The sequence below is a fragment of the Pseudomonas viciae genome, from assembly GCF_004786035.1.
Lineage (GTDB): Bacteria > Pseudomonadota > Gammaproteobacteria > Pseudomonadales > Pseudomonadaceae > Aquipseudomonas > Aquipseudomonas viciae.
The window spans coordinates 2,599,508-2,619,493 of sequence record NZ_CP035088.1; the positions used below are offsets into that span (position 1 = coordinate 2,599,508).

General features: G+C 62.2%; 17 protein-coding genes and 2 pseudogenes. 8 read left to right on the forward strand and 11 right to left on the reverse strand.

What is annotated here, in order from left to right:
- Positions 1-134: 134 nt before the first annotated feature.
- The 5 genes and pseudogenes from glnT to EPZ47_RS12010 all read left to right on the forward strand — a co-directional run bounded on the left by glnT (position 135) and on the right by EPZ47_RS12010 (position 6,028).
- The gene (gene glnT / locus EPZ47_RS11990; RefSeq protein WP_135844959.1) at positions 135-1,469 is read left to right on the forward strand and encodes a type III glutamate--ammonia ligase; all 1,335 of its coding nucleotides are present in this window, start codon (positions 135-137) and stop codon (positions 1,467-1,469) included.
- Positions 1,470-1,541: 72 nt separating this feature from the next.
- Complete coding sequence (locus EPZ47_RS11995) at positions 1,542-2,447, forward strand: class II glutamine amidotransferase (RefSeq protein WP_135844960.1); 906 nt, start codon at positions 1,542-1,544, stop codon at positions 2,445-2,447.
- Positions 2,448-2,458: 11 nt separating this feature from the next.
- The gene (locus tag EPZ47_RS12000) at positions 2,459-3,142 is read left to right on the forward strand and encodes a GltB/FmdC/FwdC-like GXGXG domain-containing protein (RefSeq protein ID WP_135844961.1); all 684 of its coding nucleotides are present in this window, start codon (positions 2,459-2,461) and stop codon (positions 3,140-3,142) included.
- Between the two features lie 20 nt (positions 3,143-3,162).
- Entirely contained in the window at positions 3,163-4,503 is a 1,341-nt protein-coding gene (locus tag EPZ47_RS12005; protein WP_135844962.1) for an FMN-binding glutamate synthase family protein, read from the forward strand.
- Positions 4,504-4,704: 201 nt separating this feature from the next.
- A pseudogene (locus EPZ47_RS12010) lies at positions 4,705-6,028 on the forward strand (ammonium transporter).
- Between the two features lie 211 nt (positions 6,029-6,239).
- Here EPZ47_RS12010 and folD read toward each other — a convergent pair.
- The 11 genes and pseudogenes from folD to EPZ47_RS12055 form a co-directional block, all read right to left on the reverse strand.
- Positions 6,240-7,130, reverse strand: a complete 891-nt coding sequence (gene folD, locus EPZ47_RS12015) for a bifunctional methylenetetrahydrofolate dehydrogenase/methenyltetrahydrofolate cyclohydrolase FolD (protein ID WP_135847980.1) — start codon at positions 7,128-7,130, stop codon at positions 6,240-6,242.
- A 128-nt stretch (positions 7,131-7,258) separates the two neighbouring features.
- Positions 7,259-7,552 carry a hypothetical protein gene (locus tag EPZ47_RS30390; protein WP_238346728.1) on the reverse strand — a complete coding sequence of 98 codons (294 nt, stop codon included), beginning with the start codon at positions 7,550-7,552 and terminating at the stop codon, positions 7,259-7,261.
- Positions 7,525-7,860 carry an amino acid permease gene (locus EPZ47_RS30395; RefSeq protein ID WP_238346752.1) on the reverse strand — a complete coding sequence of 112 codons (336 nt, stop codon included), beginning with the start codon at positions 7,858-7,860 and terminating at the stop codon, positions 7,525-7,527. The genes EPZ47_RS30390 and EPZ47_RS30395 overlap by 28 nt, the downstream gene beginning before the upstream one ends.
- A gap of 2 nt (positions 7,861-7,862) precedes the next feature.
- Positions 7,863-8,948 (reverse strand): annotated as a pseudogene (locus EPZ47_RS30660) (APC family permease).
- 63 nt (positions 8,949-9,011) lie between these two features.
- Positions 9,012-11,354: a trimethylamine N-oxide demethylase gene (locus tag EPZ47_RS12025; RefSeq protein WP_135844963.1), complete on the reverse strand. Its 2,343-nt coding sequence runs from the start codon at positions 11,352-11,354 to the stop codon at positions 9,012-9,014.
- A gap of 15 nt (positions 11,355-11,369) precedes the next feature.
- The gene (locus EPZ47_RS12030) at positions 11,370-12,737 is read right to left on the reverse strand and encodes an NAD(P)-binding domain-containing protein (RefSeq protein WP_135844964.1); all 1,368 of its coding nucleotides are present in this window, start codon (positions 12,735-12,737) and stop codon (positions 11,370-11,372) included.
- Between the two features lie 21 nt (positions 12,738-12,758).
- Positions 12,759-13,625 carry a formyltetrahydrofolate deformylase gene (gene purU / locus EPZ47_RS12035; protein WP_109755144.1) on the reverse strand — a complete coding sequence of 289 codons (867 nt, stop codon included), beginning with the start codon at positions 13,623-13,625 and terminating at the stop codon, positions 12,759-12,761.
- Between the two features lie 30 nt (positions 13,626-13,655).
- A complete protein-coding gene (locus EPZ47_RS12040; protein ID WP_135844965.1) occupies positions 13,656-14,786 on the reverse strand; it encodes an aminomethyl transferase family protein in 1,131 nt (376 codons plus the stop codon).
- Positions 14,787-14,821: 35 nt separating this feature from the next.
- Positions 14,822-15,835 carry a heme-dependent oxidative N-demethylase family protein gene (locus tag EPZ47_RS12045; protein ID WP_135844966.1) on the reverse strand — a complete coding sequence of 338 codons (1,014 nt, stop codon included), beginning with the start codon at positions 15,833-15,835 and terminating at the stop codon, positions 14,822-14,824.
- Between the two features lie 11 nt (positions 15,836-15,846).
- Positions 15,847-16,776, reverse strand: a complete 930-nt coding sequence (locus EPZ47_RS12050; protein ID WP_135844967.1) for a PDR/VanB family oxidoreductase — start codon at positions 16,774-16,776, stop codon at positions 15,847-15,849.
- Positions 16,773-17,219, reverse strand: coding sequence for a dimethylamine monooxygenase subunit DmmA family protein (locus tag EPZ47_RS12055; RefSeq protein ID WP_135844968.1), 447 nt, complete (start codon positions 17,217-17,219; stop codon positions 16,773-16,775). The genes EPZ47_RS12050 and EPZ47_RS12055 overlap by 4 nt, the downstream gene beginning before the upstream one ends.
- Positions 17,220-17,467: 248 nt before the next feature.
- Here EPZ47_RS12055 and EPZ47_RS12060 point away from each other — a divergent pair, with 248 nt between their 5' ends.
- Genes EPZ47_RS12060 through EPZ47_RS12070 form a run of 3 tightly spaced genes read left to right on the forward strand, consistent with a single transcriptional unit; the run spans position 17,468 to position 19,943 of the window.
- A complete protein-coding gene (locus tag EPZ47_RS12060; RefSeq protein WP_135844969.1) occupies positions 17,468-18,538 on the forward strand; it encodes an ATP-binding protein in 1,071 nt (356 codons plus the stop codon).
- Entirely contained in the window at positions 18,507-19,178 is a 672-nt protein-coding gene (locus tag EPZ47_RS12065) for a response regulator (RefSeq protein ID WP_135844970.1), read from the forward strand. The genes EPZ47_RS12060 and EPZ47_RS12065 overlap by 32 nt, the downstream gene beginning before the upstream one ends.
- Positions 19,179-19,943 carry a PAS domain-containing protein gene (locus tag EPZ47_RS12070; protein ID WP_135844971.1) on the forward strand — a complete coding sequence of 255 codons (765 nt, stop codon included), beginning with the start codon at positions 19,179-19,181 and terminating at the stop codon, positions 19,941-19,943.
- Positions 19,944-19,986: the final 43 nt, after the last annotated feature.

Here is a 19,986-nt window from a genome sequence, read left to right on the forward strand (position 1 = left end):
GGAGGCTCGGCGCTTCACTCGCGAATCTGGCAAGGGCCTTGCATTCCTATTGGGAAAATAACTTTCTTTTTAGGAATAAAAAGTCAGTCAAGGCCATCCACAATGTTTTGCCCTTTCGCGAGGAGTGACGAGCAATGTTGCCAGCAGAAACCCAGCGCATCATCGACAAGCATGGAATCAAGTACGTGCTTGCGCAGTTTGTGGATATTCACGGTTCGGCCAAAACCAAGTCAGTGCCTATCTGTGGGCTCAAGGCGGTGGCCGAAGAGGGAGCGGGTTTTGCCGGATTCGCGATCAGCGGCATGGGCATGGAGCCCCACGGGCCGGACTTCATGGCCCGCGGCGATTTGTCCACCTTGACTCCGGTGCCCTGGCAGCCGGGTTACGGGCGCGTGGTGTGCATCGGTCACGTCGACGGTAAGCCGCACCCGTACGACAGCCGTTATGTGTTGCAGCAACAAGTGCAACGCCTGGCAGAAAAGGGCTGGACGCTCAACACCGGCCTGGAGCCCGAGTTCAACCTGATGCGCCGCGACGCACAGGGCAAACTGCAACTGGTGGACCTCAGCGACAATCTGGACAAGCCTTGCTACGACTACAAAGGCCTGTCGCGCTCCCGGGTTTTCCTTGAGCGGCTGACCGAAGCCTTGCAGGCAGTGGATTTCGAGGTCTATCAAATCGACCACGAGGACGCCAACGGCCAGTTCGAGATCAACTACACCTACAGCGACGCCATGACCTCGGCGGATCGCTTCACGTTTTTCCGCATGGCCGCCGGCGAAATCGCCAATGACCTGGGCATGATCTGCTCGTTCATGCCCAAGCCCGACCCGAAACGGGCCGGCAACGGCATGCATTTTCACCTTTCGATCAGCAGCGCCGAGAACAGGAACCTGTTCCATGACGCCAGTGATCCCAGCGGCATGGGCCTGTCGAAAATGGCCTATCACTTCGCCGCGGGCCTGCTTGCCCACGGCCCGGCGCTGTGTGCCTTCGCCGCGCCGACGGTCAACTCCTACAAGCGTCTGGTGGTCGGCAATTCGTTGTCCGGCGCGACCTGGGCGCCGGCCTTTATCGCCTTCGGCGCCAACAACCGTTCGGCCATGGTGCGGGTGCCTTACGGCCGCCTGGAATTCCGCCTGCCGGACGCCGGTTGCAATCCTTATCTGGTCAGCGCCGCGATCATCGCTGCCGGCCTGGATGGCATCGATCGCCAGCTGGAAATCGACCACGTCTGCAATGAAAACCTCTACAGCCTGAGCCTGGAACAGATCGCCGCTCGGGGCATCAAGACCCTGCCGCAATCGCTCAAGGAAGCCTGCGACGCCCTGGAAGCCGACCCGTTGTTCGCCGAGGTGCTGGGCCCGCAGATCGTAGGCGAGTTCATCAAGCTCAAGCGCATGGAGTGGGTGGAATACAGCCGCCACGTCTCCGACTGGGAGATCCAGCGCTACACCGAATTTTTCTGACTCAGTGTTTTGCCAACCATTCGGGCACCCGGCTCGGCGTCGGATGTTCAGTGCCTTCGAAGGAGAATTGATATGTGTGGGATCGTAGGTCTTTACCTGAAAAATCCGCAGTTGGAATCCCAGCTCGGCAAGCTGTTTGAACCGATGTTGCAGGCCATGACCGACCGCGGGCCGGACAGTGCCGGGTTTGCCATCTATGGCGATGAAGTGGCGCACGGTTGGGTCAAGCTGACCCTGCAGGCGACCACCGACGGTTTCGATTGGAAAGCCCTGATGGGCGAACTGGAAGGGCGTCTTGGCTGCTCGCTGGACTGGTTCCAGAACGCCAGCGCTGCCGTGCTCAAGATCAATGCCCAAGAGGCGCCGGTACGTCTGGCCCTCGCTGAACTGGCGCCGAGCGTGCGCATCATGAGCGCCGGCCAGAGCATCGAAATCCTCAAGGGCATGGGCTTGCCCCAGGAGATTTCCCAACGCTTCGGCCTGGCCGGCATGAAGGGCAGCCACATTATCGGCCACACCCGCATGGCCACTGAAAGCGCGGTGACCATGGAAGGCAGCCACCCATTCTCCACCGGCGCCGACCTGTGCCTGGTGCACAACGGCTCGCTGTCCAACCACTTCCGCCTGCGTCAGGAACTCAAGCGCGAAGGCATTCACTTCGAGACCGACAACGATACCGAAGTGGCCGCCGGCTACCTGACCTGGCGCCTGCAGCAGGGTGACTCATTGAAAGAAGCGCTGGATCACTCGCTGGAGGATCTGGACGGTTTCTTCACTTTCGCCATCGGCACCCGCAACGGTTTTGCCGTGATCCGCGACCCGATTGCCTGCAAGCCGGCGATCCTCGCCGAGACCGACGATTACGTCGCCATGGCCTCCGAGTATCAGGCCCTGTCGAGCCTGCCAGGCATCGAGCACGCCAAGGTCTGGGAGCCGGCACCGGCCACTATGTACATCTGGGAACGCGAGTCAGCTTAAGGAGCGCACACATGAAAACCATCGACCTTTCCACGGCCACCGTGCGTGAACTCAATCAGGCGTTGCACGACCAGGTCAACAACGTTGAACACCACGAATGGGTGGTGAGTCATTCGGACGGCAAGCACAACCTCGCGGTCGGGGTGAACGAAGCACTGTCCATCGATATTCAGGGACACGCCGGTTACTACTGCGCGGGAATGAATCAAAAGGCCTCGATCACCGTGCACGGCAACGTCGGTGTCGGTTGCGCCGAGAACATGATGTCTGGCTACGTCCGCGTCAAAGGCAGCGCCTCCCAGGCCGCCGGTGCCACGGCCCATGGCGGGCTGCTGGTGATTGAAGGGGATGCCGGCGCGCGTTGCGGGATTTCCATGAAGGGCATCGACATTGTCGTGGGTGGCAGCATCGGCCATATGAGCTGTTTCATGGGCCAGGCCGGGCGTCTGGTGGTCTGCGGCGATGCCGGCGATGCGCTGGGCGATTCCTTGTACGAGACCCACATCTACGTGAAGGGCACTGTGGAGTCCCTGGGCTCCGATTGCATCGAGAAAGAGATGCGAGCCGAGCACCTCCAAGAGCTCCAGGACCTGTTGAACCGTGCCGGTTTCGCGCACAAGGCGGCTGACTTCAAACGCTACGGTTCGGCCCGTCAGCTGTACAACTTTAAAGTCGATAACGCGTCCGCGTACTGATCCGCGCGAGGAGAACAGATATGAGCGATCCAATCAGCGAAAAAGCGGCTCCGGTACTGCGCGAGTCAGCCACCTTCGACCGCCTGACCATCCAGGAAATCCAACGGGCCGCCGAGACTGGCATCTACGATATTCGTGGCGGCGGCACCAAGCGCAAATTGCCGCACTTCGATGACTTGCTGCTGCTCGGCGCCAGCGTTTCGCGTTACCCGTTGGAAGGCTATCGGGAGAAGTGCGGCACCGATGTGATCCTCGGCAACCGCTTTGCCAAGAAGCCGATCCACCTGAAGATTCCGGTGACCATCGCCGGCATGAGCTTCGGTGCGTTGTCGGCCAATGCCAAGGAGGCCCTGGGCCGTGGCGCGACCATCGCGGGCACCAGTACCACCACCGGTGACGGCGGCATGACCCCGGAGGAGCGCGGTCAGTCGCAGCACTTGGTCTATCAGTATTTGCCGTCGCGCTACGGTATGAACCCGGACGACTTGCGCAAGGCTGACGCGATTGAAATCGTCCTGGGGCAGGGCGCCAAACCTGGCGGCGGCGGTATGTTGCTGGGGATGAAAGTCACCGAGCGTGTTGCCGGCATGCGCACCTTGCCGATTGGCGTCGATCAGCGCAGTGCCTGCCGTCACCCCGACTGGACCGGCCCGGATGACCTGGCGATCAAGATTGCCGAGATCCGCGAAATCACTGATTGGGAAAAACCGATCTACGTGAAAATCGGCGCCAGCCGGCCGTACTACGACGTCAAGTTGGCCGTGAAGGCCGGGGCGGATGTGATTGTGCTCGATGGCATGCAAGGCGGGACGGCGGCAACCCAGGAGGTCTTTATCGAGCACGTGGGAATTCCGATTTTGTCGGCCATCCCGCAAGCGGTACAGGCTTTGCAGGAGATGGGCATGCATCGCAAGGTACAGCTGATCGTTTCTGGAGGGATTCGCAACGGTGCCGACGTCGCCAAGGCCATGGCGCTGGGTGCGGATGCGGTGGCCATCGGCACCGCTGCACTGATCGCGCTGGGCGACAACCACCCGCGCCTGGACGAGGAACTGAAGAAAATCGGCTCGGCCGCCGGTTTTTACGATGATTGGCAGAACGGTCGCGACCCGGCCGGGATCACGACGCAGGACCCGGAGCTGTCCAAGCGGCTGGACCCGGTGGAGGGTGGTCGGCGCTTGGCCAACTACCTACGTGTCCTGGTGCTGGAAGCCCAGACCATGGCCCGCGCTTGCGGCAAGTCGCACCTGCACAACCTCGATCCCGAGGATTTGGTAGCGCTGACGGTGGAGTCAGCGGCCATGGCCCGGGTGCCGTTGGCGGGGACCAACTGGGTTCCAGGTTCTGGTACCGGTTACTGACAAAAAACTGTGGGGGCGAGCTTGCTCGCGAAGACGGCGGCACAGGCAAAACCGATGCAAGCTGACCCGCCGCTATCGCGAGCAAGCTCGCTCCCACAAGTCCTGTTCATGGCATTTATATTCGAGAGGCTGAAAAGGCCCGTATCTCATTCTTTACTGCTCGCTGCCCGACACTCACCTTTCTTTGCAGGAGCTTTGAACATGGTCAATCGTCTTCTCGGAAAATCCCTTCTTGGCTTATTGGCGACCGGTGCACTTGCGCCATTGGCCCAGGCCGCCGATGCCCCCGCGTTGAACACTGGCAGCACCGCCTGGATGGTCACTGCCGCGGTGCTGGTGCTGTTTATGTGTCTACCGGGTCTGGCATTGTTTTACGGCGGCCTGGTCCGGGCAAAAAACATGCTTTCGCTGTTCACCCAGTGCTTCGGCATCGCCGGCCTGGTCGGCGTGTTGTGGGTGATCTATGGCTACAGCATGGTGGTCGACAGCACCGGCATGATTGAGGGGCAGGTGACGTTCAACAGTTTCGTCGGCGGTTTGAGCCGGGCCTTTCTGGCGGGCATGACCCCGGAGAGCCTGGTGGGGGATATTCCGGAGGGCGTGTTCGTGACCTTCCAGATGACCTTCGCGATCATCACCCCGGCGCTGATTGCCGGTGCGTTCGCCGAACGCATGAAGTTTTCGGCGGCGCTGTGGTTCATGGCGTTGTGGTTCACCCTGGTGTATGCCCCGGTGGCGCATATGGTCTGGGGTGGCGCGGGCGCTTTGATGCATAACTGGGGGGTACTCGATTTCGCCGGTGGCACCGCCGTGCACATCAATGCCGGCGTCGCCGCTTTGGCCGCGTGCCTGATTCTTGGCAAGCGCAAGGGCTATCAGAACACGCCGATGCCCGCCCACAACCTGAGCCTGACCATGGCCGGTGCGGCGATGCTCTGGGTGGGTTGGTTTGGCTTCAACATCGGTTCCGGCGGTGGCCTCAACGGCACTTCAGGCATCGTCATGCTCAACACCCAGTTGGGGGCGTGCGCGGGTATTCTCGGCTGGATGTTCACCGAGTGGTTCAAGGTTGGCAAACCCAGCGCTCTGGGCCTGGCCAGTGGTGCCTTGGCCGGGCTGGTCGGCATCACCCCGGCGTGCGCGTATGTCGGCGTCGGTGGTGCGTTGGCCATCGGTTTGTTGTGCGGGGTGTTCTGCTACTTGAGCGTCACCGTGCTCAAGCGGCGCTTCGGTTATGACGACAGCCTCGACGTGTTCGGCTTGCACGGCATTGGCGGGATGATTGGCGCGGTGTTGACCGGGGTGTTCTGTGTGCCGTCGGTGGGGGATTGGTCGAAGGCGTGACCATGGGGCCCAGGTCGTGGCGCAAATCAAAGGCGTATTGCTGACGACGGTTTACTGCTTTGTCATCAGTTGGGTCATTCTCAAGGTGATCAACGCGGTGATCGGCTTGCGCGCCGATGAGTCGGTGGAGGAGATGGGGCTGGACCTGGCTGAACACAACGAACGTGCCTACAACCACTGATCGTTGCTGTTGATCGACACGGTTCACCTTCGAGTGTTCACTTAGAAAAAGTGGTGCTGTATCTACTTGCTTTGGTGTGTATATCCGTTTTTGCGGTAACGGATATACACACCAATCCCCCAAAAAACACGCTAGGAACGGAAGATCAGAATCTCCGGGAACGGCTTAAGTAAACAGCATTACACCCTCGAACGGGCCGTACGCGTTGTGCTCAACTCACCACCAGATGGCTGGCAGATGCCTGCCCACGGGCCTGGGCCGCGTGTTGCAACTGGCTGGCGATCAGGGTGTTCTTCAGCAGATAAGCAATGGTCATCGGCCCGACGCCGCCGGGGACCGGCGTGATCGCGCTGGCGACGGTACGCGCGCTGGCGTAGTCGACATCCCCCACCAGATGGCTGCCGGATTCATCAGTAACACGATTGATTCCGACATCGATCACCACGGCGCCAGGTTTGAGCCAACTGGCATCGATCAGCCCAGGACGGCCCACCGCTGCGACGACGATATCGGCCAGTCGACACAACGCCGGGGCGTCGACGCTGCGTGAGTGCACCACGCTGACCGAACAGTGAGCCTGCAACAACAAGGTTGCCATGGGCTTGCCGACGATGTTCGAGCGCCCGACGACCACGGCGTGCAAGCCGCTCACGTCGCCGCAGGTTTCGTACAGTAGACGCATGCAGCCGCTGGGCGTGCAGGGTGTCAGGACTTCCATGCCTTGCACCAGGCCGCCGACGTTCTCGCGATGAAAACCGTCCACGTCCTTGATCGGGTCGATGGCCTGAATGACTGCTGCCTCGTCGATATGCCCCGGCAATGGCAATTGCACCAGGATGCCGTTCACCGTGACATCGGCGTTCAGTTGGGCAATCAGTTCCAGTACCTGGTGCTGGCTGGCATTGGCTGGCAGACGGTACTCCAGGGAGCGAATGCCGACTTCCTTGGCCCGCAGCAGTTTGTTGCGTACATAAACCTCGCTGGCCGGGTCTTCACCCACCAACAGTACAGCCAGGGCCGGGTAGATGTGCTGGTGTGCGAGGGCCAGAACCTCTTCTCGAACCTCCTCGAGAACCCGGGCGGAGATGGCCTTGCCGTCGATATCGCGAGCAAGTGCAGGGTGGTGCTGATCAAAAGAGTCACCGTTGGCTTGAAATGATAGAGGGGCGAAATAATCACCGAGGCGTCGTTGCGCCTCGATGATTAGCGAAGATCTGCAAGCAAGGGCGCTCAGACTACCAATTGATGGCTGCCGTACACCACAAGAACACCCGCGACCAGCGTGAGGTAAGGCCACCAGCCAGCGCGTTTCTGACCCGTATCCGCCTGAACGTAGAGATCGTTGAGCATGGCTTCGGGGAAGAGCCCCTTGTCCTGCACATAGTGGCGGTAGCAGAACACCGGCAGGATCAACAGCGCCAGCAGCAGGCCGGTCATCAGGGTTCCAGCGCCCCAGATATCGGCGCCCAGCCCCATGCAGGCCAGGTTGACGAAGCTCAGCACGCCACCGGCTGCCAGGAGCACGGTAGGGCTTTGTACGGGCGTATCCAGTCAGGACGATCCAGACGATGGATCCAGCCCGCGTTGAGATTGAGGAAGTTGAAGATGATGTAGCTGACGTTGGACGCCGCGAGCACGAAGACATAGTCGGACATCAGCAACAGCAGCAGGTTGAAACACAGGTCGGTCCACATCGCGGCGGTGGGTGCGCCGTGGTCATTGGTGCGGCCCAGGTATTTCGGCAGCCAGCCATCCACCGACGCCTGGTACAAAGTGCGCGACGAGCCGGACATCGACGTCATGATCGCCAGCAGGGTGGCCAGGACCAGCATGATCAGCACGATGTGGCCACCAGTTTACCGCCGCCGATACTGTCCGCCATCACCTGGCCGACGCCCATGCCGCTGTAGATCGCCGGCGACAACAGGCCACTGTAGACCGCCGGCGAAACCACGGCGCCGCTGGCGTCCAGCACGGCCGGTGTCACCAGTTGACCGAGCCCAAGGCTGCCTTGAAACGCCAGGGGCACCAGAGTGAACACCAGAATGCACAGCAGGCCGGCATAGAAAATCGCCTTGAACGTGTCGCGCTTGGGGTCTTTGAATTCCCGGGTGTAGCACACCGCCGTTTCGAAGCCGTAGGTGGACCACGCCGCCATGAACAGACCGCCGGCCATCAGCGTCCAGCCGGACAGATCCAGGCCCATCGATCACTTGCCCGGCATCATCATGGGCCAGGGGGTACAACGGCAGGAAATTGGCCTGGGCCGCATCGCCGGTGAGCAACGGCACCACACCCACCAGCAGCAAGGGGATCAGCGATGTCACGCCGAGCACCAGGTCAGACGCGCCGAGCGCAGAATGCCGCCATGCTGCACGGCGAACACCGTCAGCAGGATCAACAGACCGATGGCGAATGTCGCATTGATCCGCAACGACAGGCCACTCTTGATCCAACCCAGATCGAGCAGGGTCAATTGCCAGGTATTGATCAACGCGTCGGCGGGAAACAGTGCGGTGAGTATGTAGCCGGCTGCCAGCCCTGAACCGATCGACAGTACCGGCGACCAGGCCAGCCAGTTGCACCACACCGAAACCGGTGCGATCAGCTTGCTGTAACGCACCCAGGCGACCGGCGCCATAGACTGAGGCACCGCCGGATTTGTGCGGGAACAGCCCGGCGATTTCGGCGTAGGTGAAGGCTTGGATAAACCCGAACAGGATCGACACGATCCAGACGATCCACGCCGGCTTGCCCACTGTGGCGGCAATCGCACCGATTGAAAACAGCACCAACGCGGGCACGCCACTGGCAACCCAGAAAGCCCCGCGCCAATCGATCTTGCGGTGCAGGCTGCCAACTGAGCTGGCGGCCTGCGGTACGGTCTCGAACGTAGTCGCTTCCATCTTCGTATTCCCATGTCTGAGTAGCGGAGTAGTGGGGGCAGTCAAAGTCAGGGTGGCGCCCAGGTCCGTCTGGTCGATCAACTGCGCACCCGGCTCTTTTGCGGGTCGTAGAAAATCGCTGCGGTGACCTCGGCGCTGATGCGCTTCTGCAGGCCATCGACTTTGCCGATCTCAAGCATCGTGCCGACGTCGGCGCAGGCCACGTCGACCCGGCACAGCGCGATGTTGCTGGCCAGCAGCGGCGAGCGGCAGGCACTGGTGATGACCCCGACCTGGGCCCGGCCGCGATACACCGGGTCACCGTGGTGGGCGCCTTCGTTGCCACTCAGTTGCAGGCCCACCAGCTTCTGGGCGGGGTGGGCACTGCGCCGCAACAGCGCATCGCGGCCGATGAAATCGTCGGTTTTGCTGTTCATCGGCACGCTAAAGCCGATACCCGCTTCGAAAGGATCGGTCTGGTCGCTGAACTCGTAGCCGGCGAAAATCAGCCCGGCTTCGATGCGCAGCATGTCCAGTGCTTCCAGGCCCAGCGGCACCAGGCCCAGGGGTTGGCCCAGTTGCCAGATCCGGTCCCAGACCCGCTCGGCATCCTCGGGCTGGCACCAGACTTCGTAGCCCAGTTCGCCGGTGTAGCCGGTGCGCGAGATCATCAGCGGGCAGCCGTCGTAACCGTCCAGGCGGCCCACCAGGAAGCGGAACCAGCCCAGGGTTTCCAGGCTCGGTTGGGTCGGTGGGGTCCAGACCATCTGTTTGAGCAGTTCACGACTCATCGGGCCCTGGACGGCCAGGTTGTGAATCTGCTCGCTGGCGGATTTGACCCAGACCTTCATGCCGAGCTTTTGCGCCTGTTCGCGCAGCCAGACTCCGGCGTAATCCTCGCCGCAGATCCAGCGGAAATTGTCCGGGCCCAGGCGCAGCAGGGTGCCGTCGTCGAGCATGCCGCCGTGTTCGTGGCACATCGCCGAGTACACCACTTGACCCACCGCCAGGCGCCGCACATCCCGGGTCAGGCAGTACTGCAGCAAGGCTTCGGCGTCGGGGCCGAGGATTTCGAATTTGCGCAGGGCGGTCAGGTCCATCACCGCGACGCGTTCGCGGCAACCGAGGTATTCCTCGATGGCGCCATAGCCGTCGTAGCGCAGCGGCAGCCACCAGTTGCGGTAGTCGGCAAAGCTGCCGGTCAAGGCGCTGGTGCGTGAATGGAACGCGGACTCACGGGTGAGGATCGGGTCGGCATCGGCCGTGGTACGAGTGCTCATGGCGATGGAAAAACGCTCCTTTTCGCTGTAGATACGGACATGGATATCGGTTGGGTTCCAGCCGTTGGCCGGGTCGATGTCATCGGGGCATGAGGTGCTGCCACACAGCAGATCGGTCATGGCCCGCAGCAGCACGTAATCGCCGGGTCGCGACCAGGGCTCGTCGAGCGTCATCTGCTGGTGGGCGTCGATCCCGGTGTTGAAGAACAAATTGATCGCCGGCCAACCGCTGCGAGCCTCGACCCCATGAGGTGCCAAGGCCCGGCTCAGGTTGTCGCTGCAGTTGTCGTGCCCGAAGTAGCCATGGCTTTCGTAGTAGCGCGCGGCGCAGGCCAGGGCGAAGGAGTCGTGGCGGCCGACGGTGTCACGCACCACCTCCAGCATCGGTTGCATCTGCCGGTCGAAAAACTTCGAGAACAATCCCGGTGCCGGGTAGGCGCTGCCGTTCAGGGTGCGGGTGACGGTCTGGTCCAGGTCCAGTTCCAGGCCACGATCCAATGCCCGCCGATCGAGGGCGACGAAGTCCGAGCATTGGCGACCGGCCACGTCCAGCACCTGCACGTACTGCCCTTTGCCGACCGTGTAACTGTGGGCGGTGCCGGCGTGAAGAGTGAATTCATCGAGCAACTCGCCCAACGGTTCGGGTAATGCCGGGAGCAGCAGCGACGAGGGATTGGCCCGTGTCACCCACAACCGCAGTTCGCTGGGCCGGTACTGCCGATCGACGGACGTGGGACCCGCGGGCGCGGCGACAATCACTAACAGTTCATCGTTGGCGACAAACTGGCGGCTGAAGTCGGCAGGGCTGTCCTCGTCCCAAAGTGAAGCGGCACTGGGCAGGTGGTCCGGATCAACGCCGCGTCGGCGCAACGCCTGGTGGATACGTCGAGCTTGCAAGGTCGGTTCGGCGAGCCGTGCGCCGATGAATTCGCAAGCCGCCGAACCGCTCAACGCCCAGGCCGACAGCGCGCTGCGGCCGAGCGTATCCATGGCCAGCAATTGGCAGGGTTGCCGGCCTTCAAGGTCGATCACTTGCAGGCTGTCGCCGGGCTGCAGCGCGACAAGGGTCAGGCCGCCGGCGACCACCCGATAGCGCTCCAGGTCCGGGACCCGGGCAAAGAGTCCGGGCTCGCGCGGATGGGAAACACGAGGTGCGTTCATGGTGGCGCTCCCGGGTCAACCGATCGACTTGACGGACATCGGCGGCTCAGCGAGGTACGCCGCCATCGAGTCGTCCAGCGCATGCAGCCAGGGGGTGTGGTGCGGCGGTGACTGGGTTCCGGTCATCAACGAGCGATAGGACTTGTCGCGATAGCCCATGATGTTTTCCGCTTTGTCGTGCTTCCAGTGCAGGAAGGTTTCATTGACGGCGGCGATGTCGAAGTTCGGGTAGTCGGTGGCGTCCACCAGGTGCTGGATATAGGCGCCCTGGTATTCGAACATTTGCTGGTTGGTTTCCAGGGTCTGTTCCCGTTCGTGCCATTGCCGGCTGTCGGCGATCATTTCGGCCTGGCCGGGCAGTTGAATACGCCCCAGGATGACATCGCGGGCGTACCAGGCTTGCGCGTCGAACATGTTGAACGAGTACCACTGGTCCTGCATGCCGAGGTAGATCAGCTGCGGGTTGGATTCCCAGAAAATGCCTTTGTACAGGTTCATCGGCCACAGCCGGTTATCGGTCTTGAGGCACAGTTCGTCCGGCAGGAAGGGGAAGTGATGTTTGTAGCCGGTGCAGAGGATCACCGCATCGATGTGCTTGTGGCTGCCGTCGATAAAGTACGCGCGGTTTTTTTCCAGGCGCTGCAACAGCGGTTTTTCTTCCCAATTGGCGGGCCAGTCATAGCCCATCGGCGCGGTGCGGTAGCAACTGGTGATGCTGCGGGCGCCGTATTTGTAGCACTGGGAACCGATGTCTTCGGCAGAATAGCTGCTGCCGACGATGAGCAGATCCTTGCCCTTGAACTCCAGCGCATCGCGGAAATCATGGGCGTGCAGGACGCGCCCGCCGAACTGCTCGAATCCGGGGAAGTACGGCATCTTCGGCGTCGAAAAGTGCCCGCAGGCGTTGATCACATAATCGAACTCCTCCGAGGTCTGGGTATCGCTGCCGTGGTCGTGGGCGAGCACCGTGAAGCGGCGAGTCGCTTGGTCAAAGGTGACCTGGCGCACCACGTTGTTGAACCGGATGTAATCCCGTACCCCGGCTTTTTCGACGCGGCCCTTGATGTAATCCCAGAGCACTTCTCGCGGCGGGTAAGAGCCGATGGGGCGGCCAAAATGTTCCTCGAAGGTGTAGTCGGCGAACTCCAGGCATTCCTTCGGGCCGTTCGACCACAGGTAACGGTACATGCTGCCATGCACCGGCTCGCCGTTCTCGTCCAGACCGGTGCGCCAGGTGTAGTTCCACATGCCGCCCCAATCCTGCTGTTTTTCAAAGCACACCAGTTCGGGAATGGCGGTGCCCTTGTCGCGGGCAGACTGGAAGGCGCGAAGTTGAGCCAGGCCGCACGGGCCGGCGCCGATGATTGCTACGCGTAGTGTCATGAGCGTGCCTCCTGAGGGGTTTCAGCGAAAGATCACTGTCTTGTCCTGGTTGATGAACACCCGGTGTTCCAGGTGGTATTTCAGGGCTTTGGAAAGGGCGACGGTTTCGGTGTCACGGCCGATGGCAACCAGCGAGTCGGGCAGGTGCGTGTGGTCGACGCGCTGGATTTCCTGCTCGATGATCGGCCCCTCATCGAGGTCGCTGGTGACGTAGTGGGCGGTCGCACCGATCAGCTTCACGCCCCGGTCATACGCCTGGTGATAGGGTTTGGCGCCCTTGAAACCGGGGAGGAACGAGTGATGGATGTTGATGGCCCGACCGGACAACTGCTGGCACAGGCCATCGGAGAGAATCTGCATATAGCGCGCGAGCACCACCAGGTCGGTCTGGGTGTCTTCGACAATGCGCATCAGCTCGACTTCCTGGCTGGCCTTGCTGTCCTTGGTGACCGGCAGGTAGATGAAGCGAATGCCTTCGCGTTCGGCCATGGCCCGCAGGTCCAGGTGATTGGAGACCACCGCAGTGATGTGCATGTCCATCTCGCCCTTGCGGTGGCGGTAGAGCAGGTCGGTCAGGCAATGGTCGAACTTGCTGACCATCAGCAGCACCCGGGTCGGCTGGCTTGAGCAGAACAGTTGCCACTGCATGTCGAAGCCGCCAGCCAGGTCGCCCAGGTCTTCACGCAGGGCGCCAATATCGCCGGTCACGCCGGTGTTGAAACGAAAGACCGCGCGCATGAAAAACTGCCCGGTGAACTCGTCGTCGAATTGCGCGAGCTCACTGATGTAGCACTGTTGCCGGGCCAGGCAGGTACTGATGGCGGCGACGATGCCGGACGCCGCCGGGCAGTTGATCTTGAGAATGTAGTGTTCGCTGGAGGTGTCCATCGAGGGCTCCCTGTGCAAGGTGGTAGAGGCTCAGCCCTTGGCCGTGCGCTTGGTTTTTTCCGGGTCGTCGAAGGGAAGGGCGTGGGTCACCGCGGCGCTTTCCTGGCTGCCACGCACCTGCAAGGCAATCCCGGGAACCGCGCAGGCGACGTTCATGCGGGCGATGGCCATGGAGCGTTTGCTCAGGCGCGAATACATGCCGCAGGTGATCACCCCGACTTGCTGATTGCCTTGCCACAGGGTGTCGCCCGCCTCGGCGGCGCGCACACCTTCGAGCAACACGCCGGTGATCTTGAAACGCTCTTGGCCGCGCAACCGGAAGTGCTCCTCGGCGCCACGAAATTCGCGTTTGTCTGGAGAAACGGTGAAATCCAGGCCCATTTCCCACAGGGTGTCGCCGGCCTTCTGGTCGGCGAAGGGGTACATCTGCGAGTTGTCGTAGGGGAAAAACATCAGCGAGCTTTCGACCCGCAACCAGTCCAGGGCGGTAAAGGCGCACGGGATGATGCCCAGGCCCGCGCCCTGTTCGAGGATGTTGTCCCACAGCGCCGGGGCGTCGGCCGCCTTGCAGAAAATCTCGTAGCCGCGTTCGCCGGTGTAGCCGGTGCGAGAGATCATCACCGGGCGATCGAACAGGCGGGTTTGCAGGTGATGGAAATAGGGCAACTGACGAATCCCGGGGACGTGCTCGGCGAGAAAGTCCACCGCCAGCGGTCCTTGCAGCGACAGGTCGTGCAGGTCGTCGTCGAACAGCACCGCCACTTGCCGGCCCTGGGATGAACGCACCAGCATTTCGTGACCGCTGCCGGCGCCGTGGACCACCATGAACGCGTTAGGCCCGGTGCGGTAGACGATGCAGTCATCGACGAACTTGCCTTCCTCGTCGAGCATCGAGGCGTACACCGATTTGCCGGGGTAGAGCTTGGCGATGTCGCGGGTGGTCGCCCATTGCAGCAGGCTTTCGGCATGGGGCCCGACGTAGTGGACTTTCTTCAGCCCGGAAACGTCCATCAGCCCGGCGCGGGTGCGGATCGCTTGATGGTGATCGGCCAGGTCGCTGGCATAGGTCCAGGCCGTGCCCATGCCGTTCCAGTCTTCCAGGTTCGAGCCGAGCGCGCGGTGCCGTTCGGCCAGTGCAGAAATACGCCATGAATGAGCCATGTGGAGGATCCTTGTCGGTGAAAGTGGGTCAGGGTTCAGGCCTGGTCGAAGCGGCTCAGCCACTGGACCAGGGTCTGGCGGTAGCGGCTCATGCCTTTGTAGTCGGCGATCGGCTCGGGCAGGTCGCGCAGCACGCGGTGCAGGCGACAGCCCCAGCCGGGTTGAGTGACCAGTTCGTCCATGCTGATCAGGTAGGTGCGGATGCTGAACATCACCGCGTTGCTGCGCGGCAGGCGGGCCATCACTTGCAGCTCGACGCGCAGATGAACCTGCTGCCCGACGTTTTCGGCGGTGATGCGGCCGCGGTCGGCGCCCCATTCATGGAATGTCTCGGGCGAGGAGTCCAGGCGCGGGTTGATCGTCAGCGTCCAATTCAGGCGCCGCACCGGTTGGCCCACTTGCAGGTTGAGCAGGTACTTCAGCGCGCGGTCGAACACGCCCATCTGATGGGCCATGGGCACCGGTGAATGCCACTGCTTGAAGCTCATGCCGGCGTCGAAGGCCAGGGACCAGTCGGCCGGGCTGGTAACCAGGCCGGCGTCCATGTACAGATCGCCGTCGCGCTGATCGAGCAGGGCAAAATCACCCTGCACCTGGCGGCCGATGAACGCCAGCGGCTCGCAGGGCAGGCTGCTGGCGTCACCGAAGACAAAGTGCTGATCGATATTGAGCAGCGTGTTGTGCCAATGCCAGTGATCACCGTCACGGGCCAGCCGGAACCATTGCGGATAGTCAGTGGCGAGGTGTTCCATGAGCATCTGCAGCGCATCCCAGGCGGCCACTTGCATGTGCGGCATCACCAGATAGCGGCGTGGATCCTTGTCCAGCACCAGGGCGCGTTCGGCCATTTCCGAGCGGTAGTGTTCGTCGATGTCGAAGCCATGCTCATAGATCGAACCGGGGTCGCGGGAGGTGGCCGGTTCGATATTTACCGAGTACAGGTAGCTGTCCTCGACAAAGGGAAAGGGAAAACGACGGATGGCCGCGGGGCTGTTGCGAAAGCTGAAGTCGTCGCGATAGCTCAGCACAGGGCTCGTTTGCAGGGGCATGTCACTCACTCCTATAGGTCCAGCGAAATGCAGGGGCCGCTGCCGCGCGAGACGCAGGGCATCAGAAAGTCGGCCTGTTCGGCCGGGCTGAGGAAGCTGTCGCGATGTTCGATGGCACCGCCGGTGTGGCGTGTGATGCACTGGCCGCAGACCCCGCCACGGCACAAGTTGGGCACTGAAAGACCTGCGTGCTCCAGGGCTTCGAGCAGGCTTTGCTCTGCCTCGACGCGCAAGCGCCGGCCACTGCGCAATAGCTGCAGGTCAAACGGTTGGCCTGGTTGCGCACCTTTGAATGCTTCGCAATGCAGGCGTTTGCGCGGCCAGCCGAGGCGCGTGGCCTCACGCTCAACCGCGTCGAGCAGCGACTGCGGGCCACAGGTGTAGACGTGGCTGCCCAGCGGCCGGCCGGCGAGGATCTGGTTCAGGTCGGGACGACTGTTGTACGCGTGCAGGCGCGCGCCGAGGCGCTGTTGCAGTTCGTCGAGGTAGGCGTCGCTAAGGCCCGGGCGGAACAGGTAATGCAGTTCGAAATCGACCTGCTGCTGTTCCATCGCGGCGATATAGGCCATGAACGGCGTGATGCCGATGCCGGCGGCGATCAGGATATGCAGGCGTGCGGTGCCGTGGGGTGCGAACAGATTGGCCGGCGGCGAAATCTGCAAGGTGTCGCCGACCTGCACCTGGCGATGCAGGTACTGCGAGCCGCCACGAGAAGCATCCTGCAGGCGCACGGCGATGCGGTAGTGCTGGGTGTGCGCCGGGTCGCTGGTGAGCGAGTAGGCGTTGCGCACCTTGCCCTCGGCCAGTGGCAGATGCACCTGCACATGGCTGCCGGGCGAGAAGCCAGGCAGGGTGCCGTCGCAGGCCGTCAGGGTCAATTCGCGCACCACCGGCGTGAGCATTCTTGCTGCGCTGACTTGAACGTTGAGGGCCGCGCTCATGGCTGGAATGCCGCATAGGGCTGGTCGGGATCAATGCACACCCCGAGATAAGCCCCCAGGCGCCTGGAAAAATGCGCACGTACCTCAAGCCCGACGTTACAGCCGATGCAGTTCAACACTGCGTCCGGCCCGACAGCCTGGGTCAGGCCGCAATGTGCGCAATACACCTGGCGCAGGCCGGGCGTCGCACAGGGAATGTTGATCTCGTCGTCTTCCAGGCCAGCGGCGCGTGCCTCCCCGTGAACACGCCAAACAAAAGCTTCATCGCCCAGCAGGTAGAGCCGACAACCCACGGTTGCGCTGGCCAATACGTGTTGCAAGCGCCGGGCGAAGTCGGGGTGTTCGCCGTTCAGCAGCAGGGGATTGTCCAGTTCAGCGACAACCTGCGTGCAGGTGGTTGCCGATTGCATCACCACGATGGGGCGGCTAAGGGTGGGCTTCATGGGGGCTCTCCAAAGTGCTCTTTTGTTTCCTGTTGGGAGAGATACTTTCCTATAGGGAAAATCTTCTCAATCTGGAAAAAGGGCTATGCCTTTGGAGATAAGCCTTGCTGTACGGCCGTCCGGGGCATGGAAGTTGCTGGTGTTCGAGGAGTGTGGAGCAACCGGACGGGGAGTTATCGAGAGTGCGAACACGACCGCAGTGGTGGCCGCTCTGGTTAGGGCCTGTGCGCCCCGAACAGGCACACAGCGTGCGCAAGCTGTTGGCCGGGTTACCTTTGAGCCAGGCGCACGCTGACGGTGCCTTATCGGGTTTTCTGGACCGTTTCGACGCACTGCTGCCGCCTGCCAGGCTGAACCTGATTCTCGGCGGCGAAGACCTCAGCCCGACGCGACGCGGCTTGATCGAGGGTTGCCAGGACGCGGCGACTTGCCCCTGGCGCGACGCAAGCGCGGCAGACACCCCCCAAACCTGCGGCACGTGCCGGCAACGCGGCGTGCACCGCCTGGTGTGCGCGTTGCCCGAGGGCCAAAAGGGTGTGTTGCTGCTCGATAGCCCAAAACGGGCCGGTGCCAGTTGGCGCCAGTTACTGGAAGAGGCGGCGCAGGCAGTAGGCGTGGCCGTGCGCTTGCGCAGCTACAACCGTGAGCAACAGCGCAAGCAGGCGACGTCCCGGCACGGCGCGTTGGCCCGTGAGCTGCACGATTCGGTGGCTCAGCAGTTGGGTTACCTGTCGTTCCAGGCGCGTTTACTGCAGTCGCAGTTGGGCGAGCCTGAGCAGGCCAGCGCCGGGTTGCAGGAACTGTGCGTCGGCTTGAGCCAGTTGCAGCGCCAGGTGCGCGAGTTGATCACCAATGCTCGCCTGACCATGGACGGGCGCTCGCTGCGCCAGGCCCTGGCCGACTCCATCGCGGAGTTCTCGCGGCGCTGCATCATTGTGTTCGAACTGGACAATCGCCTGGCCGACGATGCCTTGAGCCCGGGCACCGAACTACAGGTTTTGCAGATCATTCGCGAGGCACTGGCCAACGCGGTGCGCCATTCCCATGCGCGGCATGTACGCATCGAGTTACGGCAAAACCAGGCCGGTGATGCCTCCATTTCGGTGGAGGATGACGGCATCGGGCTCAGCCCGGCGTCAGGGGAGCAAAACCATTTCGGCCTGGCGATCATCCGCGAGCGCGCCGCGAGCATCGGCGCCCGGCTGACAATTGAAGCGATCCGTCCGCACGGGGTCCGCGTACACCTTGGCCTCAGCCGCCACCAAGACCTGCCACAGGGGAGTTTCGATGGACTGCACGACCTTATTACTGATCGATGATCACCCATTGTTTCGCAAAGGCCTGGCGCAGCTATTCGATGCCAGCGACGACTTCGAAGTGGTGGGGCAGGCGGCCAGCGGTCGCGAAGGCATCAACCTGGCCGTGAGCCTGGCACCGCAGCAGGTCTTGCTTGATCTGCACATGCCCGGCTTGAGCGGTTTGCAGGTGCTCGACGAACTGCGTCAGTTGCGCCTCGACTGCCAGGTGGTGGTGCTCACCGCCTCGATGGATCGCGCCGAGCTGTTGACGGCCTTGCGCCTGGGCGCCAGTGGTTACGTGCTCAAGGAAACCGAACCCGATGCGTTGTTGAGCTACATGCGCAATTGCCACAAGGGCGCGATCGTCCTGGATTCAACCCTGGTTGCCCTGTTGGCCGATCAGGCCGAGTCGGGGAGCCGGACCACACACGATCTGGACCTGCCAGACACAGGCAACCTCACCGAGCGCGAGGGGCAGACCCTGGCCCTGATCGGCGCCGGCATGAGCAATAAACAGATCGGCCGGGAACTGGGGATCAGCGATGGTACGGTCAAGATCTATGTGAGGAATCTGTTGCAGAAGTTTAGCCTGCACTCCCGTCTGGAACTGGCTGCGTGGGTGCACAACGGTGCGTCGACGAGACACGAGGAGCGTCATTAGATGATGGAACGACCAGAGGCATTTGTGCAGCCACTGCCCGTGCACCTGATGGACCGCTTTCCGGCGGCATTGCTTGAACTGCGCGACAGCGGTCAGATTGCCCAGTTCAACCTGGCCTGGGTCGAGCTGATGGATCTGCCAGGCACGGAACGCAACCTCATCGACTATGTGCACCACGAAGACCGGTCGTTGTGGCGTCAGGCCCTGCATGAACTGCGTCGGCGCCCCGAAACCTCCTTCAACCAGCGGCTGCGTTTCGTTCACCCTTCGGGGGAACTGCGCTGGTTCGAGGTCAGCCTGAAGCGCGGGCACCAGGGTTTCTATCTGGTGGCCGGCGACGTCACTGCGCACAAGCGGCGCGAGATTGCCTTACAGGCGAGCCAGCGCAGCAGCATGAGCCTGCTCGACAGCATGCCGGGGCTGATCTATCGCGGTCGCAACAACCGCGACTGGACCATGGAATTCGTCAGTGCCGGTTGCCTGCAACTGACCGGGTATCCGCCGGAGCGGCTGGTGGACAACCATGAATTCACCTACAACAGCCTGATCCTGGCGCAGGATGCCGATTACGTCTGGCGCGAGGTGCAATATGCCTTGTCGCGGCAGGAACCGTTCGAACTCAATTACCGGATTCGCTGTGCCGATCAGTCGATCAAGCAGGTCTGGGAAAAGGGCGTCGGGATCTATGCCGACACGCGTGAAGTGCTGGGTATCGAGGGGGCGATTTTCGAGCGTAGGGCGGGTCAGCCCCGAACCGATGGGTGACGGCAGGTACGGTTTGCTTTTTTGAATCCTGGCGCCCTTTGTA

Excerpts from the sequence above, each read along its gene's own strand:
- EPZ47_RS12040 (WP_135844965.1), bottom strand. The coding sequence starts at position 14,786 with ATGGCTCATTCATGGCGTATTTCTGCACTGGCCGAACGGCACCGCGCG.
- glnT (WP_135844959.1), top strand. The coding sequence starts at position 135 with ATGTTGCCAGCAGAAACCCAGCGCATCATCGACAAGCATGGAATCAAG.
- EPZ47_RS12025 (WP_135844963.1), bottom strand. The coding sequence starts at position 11,354 with ATGAACGCACCTCGTGTTTCCCATCCGCGCGAGCCCGGACTCTTTGCC.
- EPZ47_RS12030 (WP_135844964.1), bottom strand. The coding sequence starts at position 12,737 with ATGACACTACGCGTAGCAATCATCGGCGCCGGCCCGTGCGGCCTGGCT.
- EPZ47_RS12070 (WP_135844971.1), top strand. The coding sequence starts at position 19,179 with ATGATGGAACGACCAGAGGCATTTGTGCAGCCACTGCCCGTGCACCTG.
- EPZ47_RS12000 (WP_135844961.1), top strand. The coding sequence starts at position 2,459 with ATGAAAACCATCGACCTTTCCACGGCCACCGTGCGTGAACTCAATCAG.
- EPZ47_RS12005 (WP_135844962.1), top strand. The coding sequence starts at position 3,163 with ATGAGCGATCCAATCAGCGAAAAAGCGGCTCCGGTACTGCGCGAGTCA.
- EPZ47_RS30395 (WP_238346752.1), bottom strand. The coding sequence starts at position 7,860 with ATGCTGGTCCTGGCCACCCTGCTGGCGATCATGACGTCGATGTCCGGC.
- EPZ47_RS12045 (WP_135844966.1), bottom strand. The coding sequence starts at position 15,835 with ATGCCCCTGCAAACGAGCCCTGTGCTGAGCTATCGCGACGACTTCAGC.
- purU (WP_109755144.1), bottom strand. The coding sequence starts at position 13,625 with ATGGACACCTCCAGCGAACACTACATTCTCAAGATCAACTGCCCGGCG.
- EPZ47_RS12055 (WP_135844968.1), bottom strand. The coding sequence starts at position 17,219 with ATGAAGCCCACCCTTAGCCGCCCCATCGTGGTGATGCAATCGGCAACC.
- EPZ47_RS12065 (WP_135844970.1), top strand. The coding sequence starts at position 18,507 with ATGGACTGCACGACCTTATTACTGATCGATGATCACCCATTGTTTCGC.
- EPZ47_RS11995 (WP_135844960.1), top strand. The coding sequence starts at position 1,542 with ATGTGTGGGATCGTAGGTCTTTACCTGAAAAATCCGCAGTTGGAATCC.
- EPZ47_RS12050 (WP_135844967.1), bottom strand. The coding sequence starts at position 16,776 with ATGAGCGCGGCCCTCAACGTTCAAGTCAGCGCAGCAAGAATGCTCACG.